Here is a 21,145-nt window from a genome sequence, read left to right as displayed (position 1 = left end):
TCGCACAGGCCTGTTGTAGATGGCGCCTCTCGCTGGAGATGGTGTGGTGCTTGCTTGGAAGCGGCGACGGCAACTCAGCGAGCCAAACAGCGCCGCTGGCCCGATGACTGCGGAGCCACGCAGTTATTCCTGACGGTGCCCGGCCGCCAGTCGTTGACTGGCCTTGGTTTTCACTGCTTTTCGTGTGGTCAGACCGACGAGCAGCAGCCCCGTCTCGCGTCACGCAGCGACGTAGCACGATCGCTTCACCGTGCCCCGCTGTTGAGCAACAGAACAGCGCCGACGACCATCATGCCGATTGGAAGTACACGCCCCCAACCAGAACGCGCGCAAATCAGTAGGACCGCCTGCAACGCAGCAACGGCGGCAAACAGCACAGCAGCGAAGACAACCTGATTGCCAGATCCGTTCTCGATCGCTTGGGCAGGGATCGACGGATCCATCTCATGGATCAATGCAGGCTCGCTGCCCGTGATGGCCATCATCACCAGGGCCGCCGCGCACGCAGCGTGGATCATGATCCGGACTAGCATGCTCAGCACCAGGCACCCGCTATTTCCATCGGCCAGGCTTGACGCGTCAGCCTACTGCTTGGCCATTGCCTCATCTATTTATCAACCCGTCTGTACTACCGGCTGCGGTATCAAGCAACCGGCGGGCAGGCGGACATTGGCTCCGATCCCTGAGCTGTTCTGGGCCACCCTGTCGATCTCGATGATCTGGGCAGTGCGGAGGTTGTACATGATGCGAAGGCCAGCAGCATCGGTAGACTCTGCGGCAGACCCCGCGTCATTGAAGGTCACCACCACATAGTACGGAAGCACAGCTTCGTCGTGGTACCAGGAGCCTGCGACACTCACATCGCTCGCACGTCGCGACGTGATGAGCTTTGCAATACATCCTGGCAGTGTGATGCGCCTGTTGCCCGAAATGAACTGGATCGTGGGCGTGGTGGTGCCCAAATTGGACATCTTCAAGAAGGTGTGGCCCAGCTGTGCTGGTAGTTCCGCGATACGACCGTCCGGCCGCAACGACAATGTCCGGTCCTCGTGTGCAGCTGCCGCGCCGGCGATGAATAACAAGCTCAGTGCAAACCACCGAGAGTAAAAGCGCCGGGCCAAGGGAGGCGCTATGGAGAAGTACTGGGTCATTAGCGCTTGCTCTATTCGAAGAGTCGGTCTGGAAGTCGCTGCCCACACCACGGGCAAAACTGCGCGAACACCGGCTGCCCGTCGATCGACCAGCACGGGTCGCTTCTGAACAACTCGAACGAAAAGCGCACTTCGGTCGCACTGTCTGTCACCGCATGGAACATGTGGATGCAGCAGTACTGAGCGCGGCGTTCGCGCTGCGCCACGCGCTCGGGCGATTGCGTATCCAGCCAGGCGCTGTGCCAGGCTTGGCAGGCTGCGCAGGACTCCAGGTGCACGAGCGCGTCGTAGCTCGCAGTGTCCGGCAAGAGGTCCGGCTCTGCGGCGATCATGCCTTCCAGCATCAGCTGCACTGCCGCGTCGTTCTCGGCCCGGTTGTGCAGCTCCTGGATGCGTTGCCGTGCAGCGGTGCAGGCGGGGTCGGTGGTCATGCGGGTCCATTCGGCAAGGTCATCGGCAGAGACGGCGCCGCCTCTGCAGCGGCCTGATGTTGCGGGCGCGCTGTGCGCCCAAGGCTACGGCCTGCCCGGCCGCAATGCCAACCACGGCTACTGCGCCCCGCTGAGTCTGCATTGCCTCGACAGCGCCGCAGAACACACGCCCTGGCGCCCTGGCCCGCAGCACGCTTTGCCCATGAGTGCGGCTCATAAACCCGTCCCGTTTTCGCATCTTTGTTGTCGCGCTCGCTGCAGGCACTGTCCGCCAGCGGTGACTGCATGCCTTCGGCAGCAGCCCCGCGCCTCCCCCGCTGCCGCCAGATCGCCTGTGTCCATTCCCCGTATTTTTCACCTCACCTCCCCGACCACTGCCCTGACCTGGGAAGAGCGGCGCATCGTGGCCCGGCTCCAGCGCACCCTGCCCGGGTGGACCTGCAAACATTGGGACGACACGGCCAACTCGGCGCTGATGCATCGCGCGTTCCCGCACCTGGCTGCACGCTTTGATGCGATCCGCTTTGGCGTGATGAAAGCCGACATCGCCCGCTACGCCTACATGCATGTGGACGGTGGCTTCTACTTCGATACCGACTACAAGCTGCTGGCCGCGCTTGCGCCTGCGCTGCTTGAACAGCCGTGCGTTCTACCGATCGAAGAAGGCGCGCTCGGGCAGCCGGACTTCAAACTTGGCAATGCCGTCTTCGGCTCAGAAGCCGGCCACCCATTCTGGGCATCGCTGATCGAACACATCTTCGTGGCGCACCTGCCGGAGCGCCTGACCGATCACCGGCAGATTCCGATGGTGTCCGGGCCCAGGGGGCTCACCAACTTCTACCTCTCACGCGACGGCGGCTTTCAAGGCATCCACTGTCCTGCACGCGATGCCTTCCATCCTGACCGCACCTGGTTCGGGCTGGGACATCGCGGCGGCCAGATCGCCGTGGGCTCGCACCTGTGCTGGGCCTCGTGGCGCGGCAAATCCACGCGGCGCGCCATCACCAACTACCTGCGCCGCAAGTTGAGCGCGTTGCCGATCTGAGCTGCACTAGGTAGCGGTGACTGCATGCGATAACCCGGCTGTACTCCTGCGACGCACGCGCGAATGGCGCCCATCGTGGCCGAAGAAGACACCGGTTCACGCCATGCGCGCTGATGCACAGCGCACGCCACGTTAGGCCACACTAGTGCCTTGCCCATGGAGTGATCGAGATGCACAAGGCCTGCTTGCTGTTCCTGTTGTCGGTGTCAGCCATGGCGCACGCCGCGCCACACGATGACGAAGCGGCCGACTGCCGCAACGGGTCATTCACCAATAGCCCGTCAGCGTTTACGCTGGCGCGCGTCGCAGTCCCCCGCCTGTACCTGCTCAACGACAGCGACGGCTGCCCCAGCAAGGGCGAGGCAGCCTGCCGGCAGCGCAGCTACGTGGTCAAGGGCGACGTGGTGGTGCTGGCCCAGCACCGTGGCGGCTACGCCTGCGCGTTCTATCCCAACAAGGTGGGCGTCAGTGCCGGCTGGGTCGCCGAGCGCAGCCTGCAGGCCATCGCCAGCACCGCCACGCCACCCGCAAGTGCGTGGAACGCCCACTGGTATGACGGCGACAACACGCTACAGCTGACCGCCAATGGCGACGGCAGCATCACCGTCAATGGCGACGCCTACTGGCCCAGCGCCAATCCCAGCCCGGAGCAGGTGCCCGGCGGCCCACACTTCGGCGCGGTCACCGCACGCAGCTTTGCGGAGGGCAACCGTCTGGAAGTGCGCGAGGATGACTGCACGGTACGTCTGCAGCTGCTTGGCGACCTATTGATCGTTGCAGACAACCTGCAATGCGGCGGCGCGAGTGTGAGTTTTAATGGGGTGTATCGGCGGGATAAGTGAAGCTTCACCGACACGCTGATTTGCTGCTGGATGCGCGGGCCTTCGTGGCACTGGATCACCGCCACGTGAGCGTACCGTAAGCTGACCCCGTTCTTGGGCCACGCCTGCGACTGCGCTTGGGCGGTGGTTGGTGTTTGGGTATGTATGAGCTTACGTGGCGGCGGCGACCTTGGCACTCAGGCGGTTGCCGGTGCCATCGTAGCTACAGCCATCCATTCCAGTGGTGGTGCCGTCGTTGGGGAGGAGTAATCCGGCCGAGAGCGCAAAACGGTGTCACTTATTAAGTGAATCCGACCCCGTTTACTGAGTAACCGCACTGCTTCCCGCTTGAACTCCGCCGTGAACCGCTGCCGCTTCTGCATCGAACACCTCCGTGCGAGGATTGTCCTCGCTTTCAGGTGTCCGAGTTATCAGGTGTGGCTCAACCTGAGGCCGTTCTTCCGCATTTGCTCGACCACCGCCTAACGTCAAAACTTAGCGTACCGGCGAGAGCGCACTTTTTGACGGGTTCGCGCGAATCCACTTTTTGTACTCAACTGCTTGCTTACTAGCCAGCCTCTCAACTTCTGACCTTTTGGCTATTGATTCATATCCGGAGTGCGCCTTTAACTGGTATCCGAAATCGCTTGGCTCAAGAAATACGATAAACTGCCTGTTTCTTGGCGCATTTGGCGCGGATGGAGTGTACATATTTGCCATGAAAGAAGCGCCGCTCGTCATATTTCCTTGGCGAAGAACGCAATCCTGATAGTACATGACGTTATTTCGGACGCGGATTTTTTGGTCGGGCTTTACATTGATTCCCGGGGTATTCTTGATAACTGCGATAACGGACAAATTCCATTCATAAGAAGCACACCCGTACTCTCTTTTCAAGATGGCTTCGGGGGCTTCTGCAGTAACAATCGCAATTAGTTCTGAGGAATAGGTTAGCCCCGAAAGAGAAAGTTCGCTAACTATTGGCCGACCGGCAAAGCACAGAGCTGGTGCTCCAAGACACACGACAAGAATGACTTTCTTCAAGCTTTCAAACGCAATCATTTTAATGCCCACCGCTAGAGTTAAGCCGAGTTTCGAATCACCTTTGGCTTAAATGACTTGTTAGGCAGTGAGTGGTCGCAAAGGTGGGATGATGAACCATGCTCCTCAGCACTGCCGCCTGCGCCGAGCATGCCACAACTTGCAAGATGGAGCTTGGCAATGACGGCGCCGTAGTTGATGCAGCGTTAGATGCAAGACAACACTGGGAGTACTCAATCTTTGTCCTTCTGTAAGCGGTAGCTGTAAGCGCTCAGAGCGTGGCAATAGGCACGTTGCGCTCAATACGGCTGTAGCGGTTGCCCGGCCCACCTCGTTTAGTCAATGGGCGCCACACTAACGACCAGCTCGCCGTTGTGTAGGCGGATGTGGAGTTTGCTGCCGATGGTGAAGCCGAGTTGTTCGAGCCAGCGGCCGCGTAGGCGCAGGGTGGGGATGCGTTGGTTGGTGGTGGGGTAGTAGCCGTAACCGACAGTGCATTGGTGGGGTGGGCGCGGGCGGCGTGGAGGGCGCTGTTGCTTGGCGAGGTCGGCGGCGTTGGCAGCGGCGACTTGCTCGGGGGTGAGCATGGGGGTGAGCGGTGGCTCGACGATGCGCCAGGCTGGGGTGCGCGGTGGTTGGCGCGGGGCGCGCTTGCGGGCGGTGGTGGGACGGGATGGCGGTTGACGCATGGCAAAGCCCTCCTTGACGAACAGGCCCCGCCGCCGGGTGGCGACGGGATGTCGGGAGGTTAGAAACCGAAGACAGACGGCGGGCGTATTTCCCCGAAGGGTGTTGTATTAGCCGCCCTCCCGACGCAGGCAACGCGTCGGTTGCGCCAGCAGGAAGCTGCAGGCACAAAAAACCCACCGGAATTTCGGAGGTGGGTACCGCTGTCTTAGGAGTTTCTACGCTCCGTGGCCAAAAGACTGCTACGCACTGCGTGACATGTCAACTGGCTGATGCTGGCAATCTGGAAAGCGTTGATGGAAGATCCCTTGTGTCAACGTTTGAAGCAGCAGCGTCAGAGTTGGATTGAACTTAGAGAGGTTGCTACTCCAAGCGCATCCCTACCCTCCCGCAAATAGCTTTCCGTCCCCTCGCTATCCGTCACCATCGCGTCACTCAGATTCGGGCTCGGTAGTGCAGGACACCAACGGCGCGAATGACAGTTGGCCAGCATCGCGATGTCGCGTGAGTAGGATTCCAGTGATCAAAGTTAGCTTCCGAAGTCTGTTCCCTTTGCTGCTGCTTTCACTAGCGCTGCCAAGTGCATGCGCTCGCGCGCCTGGTGAAGCAGGACAAGATGCAGGCACGCCATCTGCTGCCACAGCGACACCAGCCTCTCCAGAGAAAGGCAAGACCACCGATAGCCGTGCCGATGTCGTCTCTGCCAAGACCTCTCTGCATGAGCTGGAGCACCGGCTCTTGCGCTTCATCGATGGACTGACAGTACCAGCGGATCTGGACTACCCGCAGATGGAATCTGCACTTGGCGTCAAGCTTGGACCACCGTCTGATCCGGCATACCCGTGGCGTGAAGTAAAGGAAGTTCCTCTGGCCGATGGCTATGAGCTCTACGCGACGCATCGCCCAACGAAAGATGGATTCTCGCGGATAGAGGTTGCAGTGACCCTACCTGACCATAGCGACCCCACGCGCGTGCCTACGTCGACCTGCATCTGGCAAGCAGAAGCACTCTCCAAAGCGCTCGAAGGGATGGGATACACGCGTGGAGGGCAGCGGCCTTTTCAGGGTGGATGGCTACGCCAGCATTGGCGCGCGATCAACGGCGGAAGTCAGATTTTTTCGGTCTCATTGCTTCTTTATCGAACCAATGAACAAGGCAGTCCACAAGAGTGCGCTTATAGCGTAAAGATCGATGGAGGCAAGCCATGACCCGGGTTGACCCACGTATCGAGCCTCAACTTGCCCAGATGGCAAAAGACCCTGGACTTCCGGCTGGTGCAGAGGACAGCATTCGCCAGACAATCGCCGAATCACCCTATCTGTCGAACCTGCTAGGTGATGCCATTGAGAAAGGTCGAATTGGCGCGATTGCTGTTTCGCATGGACAGAACAACGGGGGCCACTTCCAGGATGGTAAGGACGGCAAGGCGGGCACACTCAATATCAGTGAAGCAGCGTTCAAGGACTTCGCAGGATCGGAGCGCATTGACTATCTGACCGAGGTGATGGGCCATGAAACGATGCACGGCGTGTTGGCCCAGCATCGTGCCGACGCCCTTGCCGAGTTCGGCAAAAGCATGGGTGACCGGATGCAGGAAGCTTACGAAAATCGGGAGAATCAGGTCGACCTGACTGGCCCTACGCGTGTTTACCTGGATTCGACTCGCGCAGACGAAGCACTATCGGAAATCTCGGGAATGCGTGCCCTGCATGACAGAATCAAACATCTGAACCCTCAGATGCCTGACGGCATGGTTGAGCGGGAATTGCTCGACCGGTCTAGCAACCGCTGCGTAGAGCGACAAGCGAACGGCGCTCCGCAGTTTGCAGACGGACTGACCTACGATGCACTCACCAAGCACCCTTTTACCCGCAACGATGCGCTGACCAAGTCGGTTGAGCACTGTTTTTACGACAGCAGTGGCACGCTAGGCCCACATGGCGATTCCGACTACCGCAACTACTATGGCGTCAACCCGATCAGTCACATCGCGCAGAACTACGCGCATCTGGCGCATGACCGCCAGCCTCCGGAAATCCGCATTGATTTCAAATCGCTGGGCCTGGACCCAAAGCAGCTAGAGCGCAACGGGCTGGACCTAGGGCCTGCAAAGACGTTCAACGTCTTGGACCTAGGCAAAGACGGCTATTGCATGGTCCAGCTCAAGGACACCGGCGCACGTGGCATCAGCGCCCCTAACCTTGCGGCACCGAATGAACCGAGCCGCGCATTGACACCTGTAGATGCTGGGCACCCCGACCATGCCATGCATCAACAGATTCGAGGCAAAGTGGAGCAGCTAGACACTACAAATGGCCGTGCCTTTGATGCCATCAGTGAACGGATCACGGCCAGCCTGCTTACGCTAGCCAAGGACAACGGGCTAACGCGTGTAGATCACGTGCTGCTCAGCGACAAAACCAAAGACCTGCCTGCGGCGCAGACGCTGTTTGTCGTGCAAGGCGACCCGAAGGATCCCGCAATGTTGCGCGCTCATATGCCAACGGCCGAAGCCGCACAGCGGCCTGTTCAAGACAGCTTCGCGCAACTGGAATCTATCAACCAACGACTAGCGCAGGACCGCACGCAAGAGCAGGCAGTGGAACAACAGCGCTCGCAGGAACAACAACAGCGCGGCCCTGTTCCGTCGCTTTGAGACAATGACGTGCCCGCAACTGCCAGCAGACAGCGAGCCGGCCCTCGCTTCTGAACAAGCAACGACTAAGGCTGCTGTTTAAGTGCACCTGACCCAGTTCTTCTCATCACCAAATCTCAAATGTTCCGCTCCTGGCGAAATCAATAAAATCCCCTATAAATTCATCGTCAGAGCTAGGGGCGGTTACAGAAATACCTGCTTCCTCAAATTTTTTCGCAATGCTCAATGCTCGCTCACTGCCATGTGGGTCCGCTACGTAGCGTCCCAGCGCAGCAGCCAACTCCCTTGCGTCTGAGTCAGCGACAGATTGCCCCGCGTTCCAATCATAATGCGCCCCCCAAGGTTCTCTATCGATCCAGTCGATGGGGGGCGATGTCCCTTCTGGCTTCCATCCATAAACCGATGCCAAGTTCAAGTAAAAAGACCATCCTATTGTTGAGAAATGAAATTCCGTGCCAGCTTTATTTTTAAGGTCTACACCCATATCAATCAATTAGTCCTTACATTGAGACGACCCAGGCTGCGGGCTCGGCCCGGCTAAAAATCGATTCACGGGCATGGAAATAAGGGGTCAGGATGCCCTTATAAGTGAACCTGACCCCGTTCTTGACCCCGCCCGAATAGACCAAGCAGCATGCGGCTAGCATTAGCTGTTAGACAGCATGTTCGGGCTCCCAGCGAAGGTAGGCAACGTGGGCCAACGCAGAAAGCTTATGTGGATATGCCATGGCAATATGCTGCTCATCTAAGTTCCATGGCGCCGGGAAGTCAGCAATTACTTCCGTTGCAACGCATGAGCAGCTCTCAAGTACAGTCGTGGAAGGCTCTCCGTCATACTCAAATCGTAGGCGAACAAACCTTGTCTCGGGATCAGCCTCAACGGACACTTGTCTAAGTTGTGGATGGACCTCACCGAGCAACGCACGCTGGAGAGATAACAGAAGAGATGGACGATCGTAAATTTCGCTCATGCTGCCTAATGCCTCAGTTAAGCCGAGCCGCGAGAATGAATTGCTAGGGACGTTGCCGGTGCCATTGACCACCTGCACCCATGTCCACCAAAATCTCTGCGCCCAAAGCCTCAAGTACATGCATCATCGATTGAACGTGATCTACAGATACGTCATGGATCTCAACATGCTCGCGCGCGAGTACTGATCTTTCGATTTTCCGGCGCTGTGCTGGCGACGCACTTATCCCTCGCCGGAGGCGGCGTGAGAACTCAGCAGCGGCATGCACGCCTTCAGCTCGCCATTGAACATCATCTACTCGCCACCCAACCACTGAGATCGTTGCCATACGCGCCTAGCTGCTATCAGACCGCCTAAGCGCGGTATAGCGCGATCCTCGCCGAGTCGTTCACCGCAGTCAATCGCCCCACGCCTGCGTAACCACCGCCCGACCCGCAGCACGGTCACGTGCCTTATCGAATTTCGATTCCAGGCTCGCCGGTTATCGCACGGTGCTTTTATGGGTCGCCGCGGCTGTGCTCCATTCGCCGGTCAAGAAGTGCGCGCACGGCGTGGGCGGCGTCAAAGATGGCTTGCCCGAGCGTGGGCAGGGTCTGCGCCTCCAGGCACTCCGGTTTGCTCGTGGCGATGACGTCGCCATGAGCGATGAGGGTGCGTAGCAGGCGGTCGAGCTGGTCGCGTTGGTCCAGCGTGAGATGCAAGACGGCGGCGGGGTGCTCCATCTGTGTCCTCCTCTGCGCGGTGAGCGGGGAGCGCGCACGGTGCGGCGATTGGCGCGTTGCGCTCGGCGCGGGGCGTGCGGGGGCGTGCGGGGGCGTGCTGCGCGTGCGCTGCGCACCTGGTTAGTCCGTAGGTGCGACGCTGACGACCAGCTCGCCATCGCGCAGGCGGATGTGGAGTTTGCTGCCGATGGTGAAGCCCAGTTGTTCCAGCCAACGGCCGCGTAGGCGTAGCGTGGGGATGCGTTGGTCGCTGGCGGGGTAGTAGCCGTAGCCGACGGTGCAGTGGTGCGGGGCACGCGGGTGGCCGGGGCGTGGGGGGCGGGGTTCGGTGCGGGGTTGGGGGATGGGCGTGCGCTCGACGTAGGGCCGCGGCTTGATCGTTGGGTCGAGCGAGCGCCAGACGATCTCGGTGGACGGTGGCACCGTGGCGCGCTTGCGTGCGGATGTGGGACGGGACGTGGGTCGACGCATGGCAAAGCCCTCCTTGACGAACAGGCCCCGCCGCCGGGTGCGACGGGATGTCGGGAGGTTAGAAACCGCAGAGAGCCGGCGGGCGTATTTCCCCGAAGGGTGTTGTATTAGCCGCCCTCCCGACGCAGGCATCGCGTCGGTTGCGCCCGCAAGACGCTGCAGGCACAAAAAACCCACCGGTTTGACGGAGGTGGGTACCGCTCTCTGAGGAGTTTCTACGCTCCTTATGGTAGAGATTGCTGCGGGTTTGTTGGGATGTCAACTGCTCGTGGTTGCAGAGCGCTACTAAGGATCGGAGAGCGCCGCCCTGCCGATGAGACACGCGGAAGATATCCCTGAGCCCCCTATCCGAACACTTATCTCACGAAGTGAACCTGACACCGTTCGTGTCCCCGTTCGTGTCGGAGAATTCGTACCATGGCCTACTTGCTTCAAGTGTTGTAGCGTCGGAAGCAATATGCGGCTGGGGACGATGACGATTAGACTGAGCTTCCCGCGCGCCTCGGTGGCTGAGGTCCGGCCGAAGTTAGTGAGAACTCAGATGCGATTCAATTAATAAGTCCGTGATTTATTACTGGGTCTCGGCTGCATTGACAGTACGATCAACTCAACTTTTTGCTTGGTAGCAAACCATAAGGAAGCGGACAGTGAATCCGAGTGCTCCGAAGCTCTTCATATCCTATAGCTGGTCCTCAATTGACCATCAAGCGTGGGTGCTTGATTTGGCCGAGAGACTCCGCGGCAATGGTGTCGATGTGATCTTAGACAAATGGGACCTGTTGGAGGGGCAGGACTCCATTGCCTTCATGGAGCAGATGGTGACTGACCCCGAGGTCACCCATGTCGCAATGATCTCAGACGAGACATACGCCAAGAAGGCCGATGGACGAGAAGGTGGGGTTGGTACTGAGACCACCATCATTTCGCAAAGGGTCTATCAGTCGCAGAGTCAAAGCAAGTTCGTGTTAGTGGTGCCTAGTCGCGATGACAGGGGCAACGCGTACATACCTGCCTACTACGCTGGAAGGATTTATATCGACCTTAGCGATGAGGCGACAAGTGCCGGCGAGTTCGAACGGCTTCTGCGCTGGGTTTTCGGTAAGCCATTGAACCCGAAGCCCCCTCTGGGCAGCCGGCCAGCATTTCTCACTGAAGATACGGAGTCTTCGCTAGGTACGGAAGTGCAGAGACACCGCGCGGAAGAGGCAATTCGTAATGGAAAAGTCTTTTCGGTAGCGGCTACAGAAGAGTACTTTGAAAAGTACACTGCCGCAGTAGAGAAGTTCGAGGTTGCGGAAGGCGCAGATTTGGATATGGACGCCCTCCTTGATTCCATTGAAAGAACGATTCCGGCTCGAAATGAGCTAGTAAGAATGTTCCACCTCATTGCGCAGTACGACGCTGGCGAAGATATGATCGCTTGCGTGAGGCGCTTCTTCGAAGCATGCATGGAGCCCACCATGCGCCAAAGCGTATCTCAAGGTCGCTTGGACGACAGACGCGACCCAATCCGCTTCCTCGTGGGCGAGCTCTTCTTATACTTTGTTGCCGCATTGCTGGATCGTGGGAGGATCGAAGCGGTCCGGGAGTTCATTAGCCCAGTTTTCTTCGCTCGTGCATCTGGCCGAGACCGCCAGCCACTCGAGGGCTACTGGCAGCTATATGGGCATATGGAGTCGGAGCGCCGGCTCTCTCAACATCTCCGTAAGGTGTCAGCTAGAGCGTATCTTCTCAACTCGCGCAGTAAAGACTCCGGGGTGAAGTTCGACTCACTTGCTCAAGCAGATGTAATCGTTTGGCTCAGAACCGTGGGTATCCTTGATCACTCCGCCTGGTGGCTTGCCGTAACTCCAGTGTACGTGTCGAGACATGCGCCTCTTGAAGTATTTGCTCGCAGCGCATCTTCCATATACTTTTCTCGGATCATGCCATTAATTGGTGCCGAGTCAAAAGATGAGTTTTTGGATGGTGCCAGACCATGGAGGAAGGCCATGTCTGAATGGCGGATTGGCATGGACCACGTCGACTTCAGCTCTATCCTTAACTTCTCCAACCTTTCCACTCGACCCTAGCGTTTGCTGATCGGCACGGAACAGCCGCTGTTCCTGGATCGTCTTGCTTGTTTCTCGGCAAGGCCCAGGTTTTCCAGCTGGTAATAGCTGCGGTGCGACCGGCCTATGGCCCAACGGGAACGGGAACGGGAACGGGAACGGGAACGGGGTCAGGTTGACTTCTTTAAGTGAATCTGACCCCGTTTTTCAGACGTTAGCAAAAGACAACGGATTAACCCGGGTGGATCACGTGCTGCTCAGCGAAAAGACCAAAGACTCGCCCACTGCGCAGACCCTGTTCGTAGTGCAAGGCGATCCAAAGGATCCGGCCATGCTGCGCGCTCATATGCCGACGGCCGATGCAGCGCAGCGGCCTGTTCAAGAGAGCTTTATGCAACTGGAATCTGTCAACCAGCGGCTAGTACAGGAGCGCACACAAGAGCTGGCGGTGGAACAGCAGCGCTCGCAGGAGCAACAACAGCGGGGTCCCGTTCCGTCGCTTTGAGGCGATGACGCGACGCACCTATCATCAAACGGTTGGCAGCCCCTCGCTCTCGACAAGGAACGGGGGCTGATGCCTAAATGAATCTGACCCCGTTATTCGAATTCACCTTACCTCATTCTCCACTTATTAAAAGAATACTTTGATCCCTTACCTTTCTTCTCATCTGGTCGATTTATCTCAGGAAGTGAGCCTGGCCCGCTTGTGCCCGACCCCACCTTTAAAACCCCGTTTCTGGCACTAACGTTTGAGATTAGAGGCGTCGTCCAGCTTGCCAGGCGACGTCGTCTCGATTGAAAGGTTAGGCCTCAACCAGCGTGGCGATGACCTCTTGAATGAGAACTTCAAAAGCCGCTTTATATGGCTCCAACTGATTTTTTGTTGGCAAATATTCACTGCGGCGCATAAGCAGATGCGTATGAAGATCGGCAATTGGACGCGCATCGTCGTTGAGGCGCGCCAGGATCGCTTTGATGCTGCGTCCTGATTGAGCAACGACCTGAGAAAATGTGTCGACACCAAATACGGTCGGAACGTGGTTGATACATGCGCGAATCAATAGTGCAGCGGAGATAAAGTTTGCTCGTGCGTAGGCATCATTTAGCTCTTCACAGATGCGCACCAACTTTGCCGGATCGAGGTTCGTGGCCGGGATTGCTTTGAGACGAAGTAGTACCTCTGAGCTTAGGAATGCACCATTCGTGGCAGCAATTGCCGAGTAGTTTGGGTCCCGCGCAGCCTCTCGAAGTGCGTCGATAGCGACGTATAGATCAGCCCGCAAGTCGTGCGCTTCCGAGATGTAGCTTGGTGAGGTGTTTAGCTCAGAGACCAAAAGTGAAAGATCCGGGTCACCGATTCGCTTCACCGCTGCAACGAACCTTTTCGCAGTATCTCGGAACGCCGCGCAGTACGCGTACTGTTTGTCTGGGTCATCGCTCGGACCGCACTCACCGAGAGGGAACTGATCGATCTGATCGGCAAGCTGGACAGCAAGTTCGAAAGCGGTAGTCATGAGGATTTCTGAGGCCTAACGCCTGAGTTAAGCCAACCCGCCAAGCGGGTTCGCCTTGGACAAATTGTTAGGCGGCTGCTTCATTGCGCGCCTCCCATGTGGCGAGAAGAAATGTTGCCATGGCACCCGAAAGGTTGACCGCCAGCTCCGCGTGCCTCGGGGCCGGCTTAGAACCTACCTTGCCCTTTCCGTGTGCATCGCTGAGACGATTTCGGAGCGAGCCAAGGCCCTCAACAACGGAAGTGCACCCTCCGAGCACTTGCTTGAAGACAGCCTCGGTATGCTGAGAAGGCGCCAGTTGGAGTGTCTCCGCCGTTAGCTTGTAAAGCTTCGGCAGATCTGTGCCATCGTCGTACGTAGTGCCAGCGGCATCAAGGATGTGCTTACACACTGACTCGATGAGTGTCCGGGCCGACGTGATAGCCCCCTCGGGGTCTGCTGCCCGCCGTTCGAGCGCCTTTGACCAGGCAGCCTGAACATGCGACGCATCAAACTTTTCTAGCTTTTCAGAAACAATTTGATCCGCTGGCGACAGCGGACCTCGCTCCAAAGTTTCAAGGAGCGGGTGGAACTCTCCCCAGATGAAGTCGCGGCGCTCGGCATAGGTCGAATACTTGAACTTTATAAACTGCCAGAATTGCGACAGGTTCCTGCAGGTTCGTATGAAACGCGGAATTAGAGGATCCAGAGCCTGGTTAGAGAGCAGCATCTGGCGCAGCCGGACGAACTCTGCATCGTCTTCGCTACCGCCTGTAGCCTGCGAGATAAGCAGGTTCTGAAGCGCTTCTGTTTGATTGAGTAGTTCGTGCACTGGGTCAGCCGCCTAACGTCTGAATTAAGCCGCGCCGCGAAGCGGCGTGGGCTTTAATGAATTGTTAGGGTGCGCCCTAGAACGTAACGAGCTCAGCGATTTTTGCAGCTACTTCGGACATCGAGTCTTCTGCAGTGTCAAGACCCGTTCTTGAAGCGAGCATTGGACTCACCTCGCGAAGCGCCTCGTATGTTGTCTTGTGAACGATAGGCACAAGTCGATTTCCAGCAAGCAGCGTTGAGAGTTCCTTGTCTGCCACACTTTCTTTTGGAAGACGTGCCAAAAGTGCCGGTGTCACAAGCACGAGGCCGACTTTGGAGTTGGCTAGGCCCTTATCAATTGCGCGCATCATAGGGACGCCAAGTCCAAGGTCCTTCTCACTGAACCAGACTTTTACCCCTGCAGCTTCAAGAAGATCATGCAGCTCTTTCGCAGCTCCCTGACGATCATCCCAGGCGTGGCAAAGAAACACATCTCGTTTGTCTGGGTGCCGCGCGACCTGGACCTCCACAGCCTCGCGGACCGGTGTAAGTGATTGCACCTCAGTCGGTGTATAGAGAATAGTCGATCCCGTCTTTGACCAGCGCGGCTTTGAGTTCTTGCGCCCACTGCCGCTGCTTGAGCTGGTATAGCTAGGGCTACTCGTTGACGGGTAGTAAGAACCGCCACTTCCGCTGCTGTAACGCGAGCTGCTGCGGTAGCGACAGGCAGGACAAGCGGCGGCTGCCGCTGCTGAACTGTGACCACGAACTGGTGCCGTGCATCTAGCCATGAATCAGCCTTCCTTTTTTATATAATATTCATCTACAGGAAAATATTATTAAAGTCGCTTCGATACTTAATCAATCCTACATACAGATCATTTTCGGCTTGAATAAAAATTAGAGCACACCTTAGAAATTTAAGTACCGCTCAATGCGCCAGACGGTTCCGTCTTTAAAGCTTACATCGGCGAAGAGCAGGAACGACCCCCAGGCTCCCGTGTCTAATGCGAATGCTGTCAAATGATCTGAGACGACGCGAACAGGATTTTCAAAGGTCTCATGAAGGTGGTAGGTAATAGAATTAACCGTTCCTAGATCGATACCATCCGACTCGACCCAAATATTGAGTCGATAGTATCTGCGACCATTTTTGTCCATAGATTTTGCGCGGGTGTATCTGTGCAGCAAATAAATCTCGTGAGGCGCGCCCGGGTCAGCTTTCGCCGGTGGGCTGGACGCAGGAAGTGCAGCAGCGGATGTGTCGGGAGGTAGTTTCGGTTGCGAAGAGCCAAGCTTTACCCCAAAAGCTTCAGCTGAGTCGCCCTTTTCCACGCGGTCGACCAAGGCGCCAAAAAGACGTGGAATATCTTTGCGCAGCCACCATAGAACAGCGCCTATGAAGACAGGCCAGATAAGTGCGGCGATGAGATCCATGGAAACTCCCTGTGCAGCCTAATGCTTGGATTAAATCACATTGCGAAACAACGTCGACTTGGATGAATTGTTAGGCACCTGATGCATCTGATACCTTTCTGTTCCAGTCCAAGCCCTCTTTTTCCTCTCCGCACTGTGTACAAACATACTCGCCGGTTTTGGAGCCAAGGCGATACTCCTTCTCAATGTGCGAGTGGTCGCAAGGCTTATCTCCCCATGCCTGACGAAATTTTATGCGGCCAACATCTGCATACATACCCCGTCGATGCCTAACGCTGGAATTAAGCCGACTGGCGATGCCATCTCGGTGTGAATTAATTGCTAGGCCACGTCCCAAAGCCAGGCAGTTAACACTGATAGCGGTCACGGATATGATCGTTGTAGTAACTGCCTTTTGAGCCCGCATTAAGAAGCCCCTGAAACACGTGCGAGGGCACACCGCAGAAGTCGTATGTGTGGCCCTGCACGAATTGAATTTTCATACGCATACCAGCCGGGTCGTAGCCAATAGCGCTGATGGCTGACGAGGCTACGCGAATCATGTCCATCGATTTTCCTATCGCTTGAATTAATTGGGACCACATCGGGGCTGCTGTTTGAATCAATTGTCAGTACTAAGCTTCGTCATCTTGCTGCGGCGAGCTAGAAGCAACCGGAACATCAAGAGCAACGGAAACGCAAGTACAGCGGCTCGCAGGTGTAGCGTCGGCGTAACGCCCTCCTTCGGCCAGAAGCAAAGCCAGATCGCGAGTGCGGCAAGGCAGCACAATGTCAGCATCAGCAATCGCTTGGCAGCTCGGACAGAAAACGGCATTGCTAACGCAGGACCGGCCATCACCAGAAATCCAATTCCGCTGATCAATGCGCCCGTCTGTCCCTCACGTACCTGGCCTACTGCAACCAGCGCCACCAGCAGTGCGCCTGTCGCCGCGAGCATGACGCCGGCAAGGCCGGCGAGCAGCTTCAGGAGTTTTTGATAATGCATTCTTCGCGTCCTAGTTCCAGCATTACGCAGCACTTCCGAGTGGAGTTGGCTTGAGGCCTGCTAGGACTTGTGACGCCGATAGTGGTTTTTGGTACTGGTGCTGCGGTAGCTGCCACCCTTGTGCGAAGCACCGTGGCCTGCGCTGTAGTGACCGCCGTGACTGGTGGTGTGGTGCGTACCGGCGGCCCTGACGCGCGCTTGCGCTGTTGCGGTAAACAAACCGAGTGCGGCCACGCTAAGTGCCACGATGCTCCATGCCTCGCTCAACATTGTTTCTTCCCCCTGAAGAAATGTGTGGCTTTGCGGCTGCATTAAGTCCTGCGTGCCTTGATCCTCGCCGAGTTTTTGGGTTGCGTCAATGCGTTTGCGAGAGTGGTCGCTGGCTTTATCGGCTTTGCCCTCATCCGCCCTTCGGGCACCTTCTCCCGCGTGCGGGAGAACGGCTTGGTGCCTCGGGTTATTGGCGGTTTTCTGCGGTTGTCGGCGCAACCGGTGCGGGTATAGCGAGATTATTGTTGAGTTCGGTAATCTCCGGCACCTTGCCTTCGGCAACCACATGCAAATGCGCGGTTTTTAGATTTGCCGCGTTGGTTAGCGGCAGGCGCACCTGCGTGGTGATTGGCTGCAGATTGCGTGGCGCGGCAAGTGCCGGGAATGGGGCTCTTGCCAGCTCCTTCCCACGCCCATCCTCCAACACCACAAACCCCGCCGGTGCATCGGCATGGCCGAGGCTGTGCACGGTCACTTCGATGGCATCTGCAGTCACGCGCACATCGCCGTGGCCGATGCCCAAGTCCGGGCGTAGCTCGACCGGGGTGGTGGCTGCAATACGTTCGAGCTGCAGGACGGTGGTGCGGCCTGCGGGGAAGTCGATGTCGATGGATACGCTTTTTTCGAAAGCGACCTCTTGCGTCTTGGCGTTGCTGTCGAGCTTGCCGTCATTGCCTTTGCTCACGCCTTGGGTGATGCGCCATTGGCCCGGGGCGACGTTCCAGCCGGTCATGCTGGCGCGCTGGTTTTTATTCGATGTGTTGTAGGCGATGACGGTAAAGCGGTCTTGCTGGGGTGCGGGGATGGCGATGGCCACTTGGGTTGCTGCCTCCGGGTCGTTGAAGCGCCAGCTCACGGTGTGGCCGGGGTAGGTCTGGTTGCGCTTGAGGGCCACGCCCCCTAAGCGGGCGCGTTGCAGGTTGACCGTGGGGGATTCCACGCGGTCGCTCCACCAGTGGCCTTCGGTGTTCATGTAGAAGTTCTGCAGTTTCTCTCTTGCCTCGCTGCGGTAAATGGCGGCGAGATAATCGAGGTTGCCGGTCTGCTCCCAGGCTACGTGGTGTGGGAAGTCCGGGGCGCTGCCGTCGTCCTTGTTGGCGGCGTCGATGAGCTTGCCGCTCCAGTCGCTGCGCTTGCCCATGACGTCGAGGAAGTTTTCGTTGAGCAGCGACAGGCCATTGGGGCCGCTGTTGGCGACGCGGTAGTTGATGGGTTTGAGATAACGCGCATCGCCGGTGAAGCGGTAGGCGGCCCAGAAGGTGTGCAAGGTGTCGGCGCCGCCGCTGCCTTCGAACAGTTCGCCGCCGCGGGTTTTGCCGGTTTGCCAGTTGATCTCGTTAGGCAGCGCCCAGTTGCCCTTGGCGTTGGTGTAGGCGTGGGCGAGATAGCCGTCTGCTAACCCTGTGACGATGCGGCGGCTGCTGGGGTCGGCGTTATAGGCGCCCAGGATGATGGCCGGGTGCACCACCGGGAACGAATACGGTTTTTGCCATTGCCAGTTGGGTTCGCGGTAGACCTTGCGGCCGCCGAACCAGTTGCTGGCGAACAGCAGGTGGCCTTGCGGGTTGACCTGGATGATGTTGTCGAAGGCCTTGACGGTTTCCATCAGGCGTTCGACGGTGCGCGGATCGCCCCAGTTGAGATACAGCAGGGCGCTGTTGAGGTTGATGCCTTCTTCGTAGGCATGCAGCTCGTCGGTTTCGATGGTGGACAGGCCGTTGGTGAACATGCCGTTGCGGTAGTTGGCATCGGACAGCGCGAGCATGGAGGCGTTGAGCATGTCCGGGTCCACGCCCATCAGGGCGACGCCGGGCCATTGCTGCACCAGGTCCGAATCATCCGAGATGCCGCCGCCGAAATCGCCGTACGGCACCTGGCGCTGCTCGATCCACCAGCGGATGTAGCGGCGCGTGGCGCTGAGGTCTTGCAGCTGCCAGAACGCCCAGGCGGGCACGCCCTTGGGCACGCTGGGCATGTCCACGGGCAGCGTTCCTTGGTTGGCGTAGCTGATGTCGTTCCAGTACTGGCGGCCGAGGGCGTGGTCCGGGTCCACGCGCAGCAGGTCGGTGATGTCGGCATCCAGCCGCTTGTAGAGCAGCTGGCGCTTGGAGGTGGTGTGTTCTTCCACCAAAAAGCCCCAGTTGTCCTTGACCTGGTTGAAGCGGTCGGCGACGTGCTCTTTGAGGGCCTCGTTGCGTGGCTTGAACACCAGCTGCAACTGGGTGCCATCGAGCGCGTTGGCATCGAAGCCGGGTGCGGCGGCGGCGATGCTGAGCATCAGGCTGTCGTTGCTCAGGATGCGATCGCGCAGATCCAGCCACAACGTGCGGGGCTGGCCGGGGGTGACCGCGACCGAGACATCGATCATGTCGCGTGCGGGCCAGATGGGGTCCTTGATGCGGATGTTGAGCGGGATGCTGCCGTTATGGGTGGCCGGCAGGTTGAGCGCGGGCAGCGTGATGGCGATGCCATCGAGGCCGTCGTGCATGTTTTCCCAGCCGTAGGACCAGCTGCGCATCAGCGGCTGGTCTGGCGGCGGGTCGCCCAGGCTGGACGGCACCAGGATGTGCACGATGGGGTGCTGCGCGCTGCTGGCGGCGGTCTTGTCGCTGGGGCGCTTGCGGGCCGGCGCCTTGGTGGGCAGCGCAACCACGGTCTCGCGCTCGCCCAGCGGGTAGCGGCCGGCGATGACGTCGCGCAGCGTGGCGAGGTTGTCGTAGTCGGGCTGGATGTCGCTGCGCACGGTGTAGCTGAGCTGCGCGCTGCCGGCGGGTACCTCGCCTGGCTGCACGTTGTAGGCCCAGATTTCCTGGATGGGGGTTTCCTGCGCGGTGTTGGCAAAGCGCAGCGTGCCGCCGCGGCGCTCGGCAAACGTATCGACGCTGCGCACCACGCCTTGCTTGCGGTCGAACAGCGGCTGCGCTTGCGCGTTGGCTGCACCGGTGGCGGTGGGCGCGGTGTAGCTGGCCTGGCCGTAGGCGGCGCCGCGCAGCTCGATGCGGTTGACCGGCTCGTCTGGCAGGGTGAGGTCCAGCGCCTTGCCGCCTTCGACGTAGGTGTTCCAGTCGGGCAGCTGGAAGTAGTCGTTGCGGCCGGGCAGGCGCGAACGGTTATAGACGCCGGGCCAGGTGGTTTCGGCGATGCCGTCGGTGGCCTTCCACATCCATTGCTTGAGATCGCGCGCGTCGGTGAATTCCACCTTGCGGATGCGGGTGGCCGGTGCGGTGAGTGCGGGCGGTGCGTGGCCGTTGTCCCAGCCGAAGCGGTGCAGGAAGGCGGCGTGTTGCGCATCGCTGGTGGGTGCTTCAGCGCTGGTGGGCTCCTGCAGGCGCGCCAGTGCGGCGGCGCCGGCGCCATCGAGCATGCGGTCGTAGATGCGGATCTCGTCGAAGTCGCTGCCGCGCAGGAAGTTGTAGCGGCTCTGCACCTGGTGCGGCGACATCACGCGGCCGGCCAGGCCGAACTGGTCGAGCGCGGCGTCGAAGTCGAGCGAGCCACCGCTGGCGCACGGTTGGCCGCAGTCCACGCGCGCGGCTTCCTTGCCATCCACGTACAGGCGCACGCCGCGGGTTTCATCCCAGGCAAACGCAATGTGGGTCCAGTCGCTGGCAGTGGGATGTTTATCCAGCTTGAAGGAGACGCGGGTGCGCGCCAGGTTGGCGTCGGTGACGAAGGCATCGAAGCCGTGGCCGTTCCAGTCGATGCGCAGCCAAGCCATGTCCCAGCTGGTGTGGTCGGCGTAGCCGACACGGAAGATCACGAATGGTGCTTCGCCAACGGCATAGCGCGCGCGCCAGAAGAAGCTCAGCGTGCCGCGCTGGGTGTAGAGGTTGCCGGGCGCATTCCACGACAGCACGCCGTCGTCGGCCCATTCGATGGCGTTGCCGCGTTTGCCGGTGGGCACCAGCGCGATCTTGTCGCGGAAGTTGGGCACGCCATCGCCGCGGGCAACATCGGCCTCCAGGCTGCGGTCGGCCGAGACACGGAACAACAGTTCCGGCGCGGTGGGGGTGGCCGCGCTCAGCGGCAGCGCGATCATGCACAGCATTCCCAACAAAACCTTCGACACGCTCACCTCGTACTGTTCACCACGTACTGT

21 protein-coding genes and 1 pseudogene are annotated in these 21,145 nt (G+C 58.9%); 6 read left to right on the top strand and 16 right to left on the bottom strand.

The features are described from left to right. Positions 1-245: 245 nt before the first annotated feature. From QRM89_RS06180 to QRM89_RS06170, 3 genes are all read right to left on the bottom strand, one after another. Positions 246-533 (bottom strand): hypothetical protein, encoded by a 288-nt coding sequence (locus tag QRM89_RS06180; RefSeq protein WP_285447530.1) that lies wholly within the window; start codon positions 531-533, stop codon positions 246-248. 81 nt (positions 534-614) lie between these two features. Then, positions 615-1,151: a hypothetical protein gene (locus tag QRM89_RS06175; protein ID WP_285447529.1), complete on the bottom strand. Its 537-nt coding sequence runs from the start codon at positions 1,149-1,151 to the stop codon at positions 615-617. 11 nt (positions 1,152-1,162) lie between these two features. Further along, positions 1,163-1,582 (bottom strand): hypothetical protein, encoded by a 420-nt coding sequence (locus QRM89_RS06170; protein WP_285447528.1) that lies wholly within the window; start codon positions 1,580-1,582, stop codon positions 1,163-1,165. Positions 1,583-1,916: 334 nt separating this feature from the next. On the opposite strand from QRM89_RS06170, the gene QRM89_RS06165 reads away from it, so the two are divergent. After that, positions 1,917-2,627: a glycosyltransferase gene (locus QRM89_RS06165; protein WP_146049887.1), complete on the top strand. Its 711-nt coding sequence runs from the start codon at positions 1,917-1,919 to the stop codon at positions 2,625-2,627. Between the two features lie 170 nt (positions 2,628-2,797). Then, a complete protein-coding gene (locus tag QRM89_RS06160; RefSeq protein ID WP_103702406.1) occupies positions 2,798-3,469 on the top strand; it encodes a hypothetical protein in 672 nt (223 codons plus the stop codon). 474 nt (positions 3,470-3,943) lie between these two features. Here the strand turns inward: QRM89_RS06160 and QRM89_RS06155 are convergent, their stop codons facing one another. Both QRM89_RS06155 and QRM89_RS06150 read right to left on the bottom strand, forming a co-directional pair. Next, a complete protein-coding gene (locus tag QRM89_RS06155; protein ID WP_285447527.1) occupies positions 3,944-4,510 on the bottom strand; it encodes a hypothetical protein in 567 nt (188 codons plus the stop codon). A gap of 314 nt (positions 4,511-4,824) precedes the next feature. After that, a complete protein-coding gene (locus QRM89_RS06150) occupies positions 4,825-5,178 on the bottom strand; it encodes a SymE family type I addiction module toxin (RefSeq protein ID WP_103702857.1) in 354 nt (117 codons plus the stop codon). Positions 5,179-5,695: 517 nt separating this feature from the next. Between QRM89_RS06150 and QRM89_RS06145 the strand changes: the two genes are divergently transcribed. Both QRM89_RS06145 and QRM89_RS06140 read left to right on the top strand, forming a co-directional pair. After that, positions 5,696-6,385, top strand: coding sequence for a hypothetical protein (locus QRM89_RS06145; RefSeq protein WP_103702855.1), 690 nt, complete (start codon positions 5,696-5,698; stop codon positions 6,383-6,385). Beyond that, positions 6,382-7,833 carry an XVIPCD domain-containing protein gene (locus QRM89_RS06140; protein ID WP_285447526.1) on the top strand — a complete coding sequence of 484 codons (1,452 nt, stop codon included), beginning with the start codon at positions 6,382-6,384 and terminating at the stop codon, positions 7,831-7,833. Before QRM89_RS06145 ends, QRM89_RS06140 begins: the two co-directional genes overlap by 4 nt. Positions 7,834-7,939: 106 nt before the next feature. Here QRM89_RS06140 and QRM89_RS06135 read toward each other — a convergent pair whose 3' ends face one another. The 3 genes from QRM89_RS06135 to QRM89_RS06125 form a co-directional block, all read right to left on the bottom strand. Then, positions 7,940-8,317 (bottom strand): hypothetical protein, encoded by a 378-nt coding sequence (locus tag QRM89_RS06135; RefSeq protein WP_146049906.1) that lies wholly within the window; start codon positions 8,315-8,317, stop codon positions 7,940-7,942. A 984-nt stretch (positions 8,318-9,301) separates the two neighbouring features. After that, positions 9,302-9,526: a hypothetical protein gene (locus QRM89_RS06130; protein ID WP_103702849.1), complete on the bottom strand. Its 225-nt coding sequence runs from the start codon at positions 9,524-9,526 to the stop codon at positions 9,302-9,304. A 120-nt stretch (positions 9,527-9,646) separates the two neighbouring features. Continuing rightward, positions 9,647-9,997, bottom strand: a complete 351-nt coding sequence (locus tag QRM89_RS06125; protein ID WP_285447525.1) for a SymE family type I addiction module toxin — start codon at positions 9,995-9,997, stop codon at positions 9,647-9,649. A gap of 647 nt (positions 9,998-10,644) precedes the next feature. Between QRM89_RS06125 and QRM89_RS06120 the strand changes: the two genes are divergently transcribed. Both QRM89_RS06120 and QRM89_RS06115 read left to right on the top strand, forming a co-directional pair. Then, positions 10,645-12,069, top strand: coding sequence for a TIR domain-containing protein (locus QRM89_RS06120; protein ID WP_285447524.1), 1,425 nt, complete (start codon positions 10,645-10,647; stop codon positions 12,067-12,069). A gap of 190 nt (positions 12,070-12,259) precedes the next feature. After that, positions 12,260-12,553 (top strand): annotated as a pseudogene (locus tag QRM89_RS06115) (XVIPCD domain-containing protein); the annotation flags it as partial. A 298-nt stretch (positions 12,554-12,851) separates the two neighbouring features. Here the strand turns inward: QRM89_RS06115 and QRM89_RS06110 are convergent. From QRM89_RS06110 to QRM89_RS06075, 8 genes are all read right to left on the bottom strand, one after another. Further along, positions 12,852-13,562: a hypothetical protein gene (locus QRM89_RS06110; protein ID WP_285447523.1), complete on the bottom strand. Its 711-nt coding sequence runs from the start codon at positions 13,560-13,562 to the stop codon at positions 12,852-12,854. A 67-nt stretch (positions 13,563-13,629) separates the two neighbouring features. After that, positions 13,630-14,373 (bottom strand): abortive infection family protein, encoded by a 744-nt coding sequence (locus tag QRM89_RS06105; protein ID WP_168959223.1) that lies wholly within the window; start codon positions 14,371-14,373, stop codon positions 13,630-13,632. Positions 14,374-14,449: 76 nt separating this feature from the next. Beyond that, on the bottom strand, positions 14,450-14,845 hold the full coding sequence (locus QRM89_RS06100) for a toll/interleukin-1 receptor domain-containing protein (RefSeq protein WP_251762189.1): 396 nt from the start codon (positions 14,843-14,845) through the stop codon (positions 14,450-14,452). A gap of 421 nt (positions 14,846-15,266) precedes the next feature. After that, the gene (locus QRM89_RS06095) at positions 15,267-15,791 is read right to left on the bottom strand and encodes a pYEATS domain-containing protein (protein ID WP_285447522.1); all 525 of its coding nucleotides are present in this window, start codon (positions 15,789-15,791) and stop codon (positions 15,267-15,269) included. A gap of 347 nt (positions 15,792-16,138) precedes the next feature. After that, the gene (locus tag QRM89_RS06090; RefSeq protein WP_059030905.1) at positions 16,139-16,339 is read right to left on the bottom strand and encodes a KTSC domain-containing protein; all 201 of its coding nucleotides are present in this window, start codon (positions 16,337-16,339) and stop codon (positions 16,139-16,141) included. Positions 16,340-16,392: 53 nt separating this feature from the next. After that, positions 16,393-16,776 (bottom strand): hypothetical protein, encoded by a 384-nt coding sequence (locus tag QRM89_RS06085; RefSeq protein ID WP_059027529.1) that lies wholly within the window; start codon positions 16,774-16,776, stop codon positions 16,393-16,395. Between the two features lie 60 nt (positions 16,777-16,836). Further along, positions 16,837-17,046 (bottom strand): hypothetical protein, encoded by a 210-nt coding sequence (locus QRM89_RS06080; RefSeq protein WP_285447561.1) that lies wholly within the window; start codon positions 17,044-17,046, stop codon positions 16,837-16,839. Between the two features lie 187 nt (positions 17,047-17,233). Then, entirely contained in the window at positions 17,234-21,094 is a 3,861-nt protein-coding gene (locus QRM89_RS06075) for a LamG-like jellyroll fold domain-containing protein (RefSeq protein WP_285447560.1), read from the bottom strand. Positions 21,095-21,145 lie beyond the last annotated feature (51 nt).

The organism is Xanthomonas sp. LMC-A-07 (assembly GCF_030208825.1).
GTDB lineage: Bacteria > Pseudomonadota > Gammaproteobacteria > Xanthomonadales > Xanthomonadaceae > Xanthomonas > Xanthomonas campestris.
Note: the sequence above shows the minus strand (reverse complement) of the source record. Positions and strands in the feature narration are given on the sequence as shown.

Bases quoted from the DNA above. Each gene is read 5' to 3' on its own strand.
- QRM89_RS06180 (WP_285447530.1), bottom strand. From the start codon at position 533: ATGCTAGTCCGGATCATGATCCACGCTGCGTGCGCGGCGGCCCTGGTG.
- QRM89_RS06110 (WP_285447523.1), bottom strand. From the start codon at position 13,562: ATGACTACCGCTTTCGAACTTGCTGTCCAGCTTGCCGATCAGATCGAT.
- QRM89_RS06160 (WP_103702406.1), top strand. From the start codon at position 2,798: ATGCACAAGGCCTGCTTGCTGTTCCTGTTGTCGGTGTCAGCCATGGCG.
- QRM89_RS06150 (WP_103702857.1), bottom strand. From the start codon at position 5,178: ATGCGTCAACCGCCATCCCGTCCCACCACCGCCCGCAAGCGCGCCCCG.
- QRM89_RS06085 (WP_059027529.1), bottom strand. From the start codon at position 16,776: ATGCATTATCAAAAACTCCTGAAGCTGCTCGCCGGCCTTGCCGGCGTC.
- QRM89_RS06175 (WP_285447529.1), bottom strand. From the start codon at position 1,151: ATGACCCAGTACTTCTCCATAGCGCCTCCCTTGGCCCGGCGCTTTTAC.
- QRM89_RS06140 (WP_285447526.1), top strand. From the start codon at position 6,382: ATGACCCGGGTTGACCCACGTATCGAGCCTCAACTTGCCCAGATGGCA.
- QRM89_RS06125 (WP_285447525.1), bottom strand. From the start codon at position 9,997: ATGCGTCGACCCACGTCCCGTCCCACATCCGCACGCAAGCGCGCCACG.
- QRM89_RS06080 (WP_285447561.1), bottom strand. From the start codon at position 17,046: ATGTTGAGCGAGGCATGGAGCATCGTGGCACTTAGCGTGGCCGCACTC.
- QRM89_RS06135 (WP_146049906.1), bottom strand. From the start codon at position 8,317: ATGGGTGTAGACCTTAAAAATAAAGCTGGCACGGAATTTCATTTCTCA.
- QRM89_RS06130 (WP_103702849.1), bottom strand. From the start codon at position 9,526: ATGGAGCACCCCGCCGCCGTCTTGCATCTCACGCTGGACCAACGCGAC.
- QRM89_RS06095 (WP_285447522.1), bottom strand. From the start codon at position 15,791: ATGGATCTCATCGCCGCACTTATCTGGCCTGTCTTCATAGGCGCTGTT.
- QRM89_RS06090 (WP_059030905.1), bottom strand. From the start codon at position 16,339: ATGGACATGATTCGCGTAGCCTCGTCAGCCATCAGCGCTATTGGCTAC.
- QRM89_RS06075 (WP_285447560.1), bottom strand. From the start codon at position 21,094: ATGCTGTGCATGATCGCGCTGCCGCTGAGCGCGGCCACCCCCACCGCG.
- QRM89_RS06170 (WP_285447528.1), bottom strand. From the start codon at position 1,582: ATGACCACCGACCCCGCCTGCACCGCTGCACGGCAACGCATCCAGGAG.
- QRM89_RS06155 (WP_285447527.1), bottom strand. From the start codon at position 4,510: ATGATTGCGTTTGAAAGCTTGAAGAAAGTCATTCTTGTCGTGTGTCTT.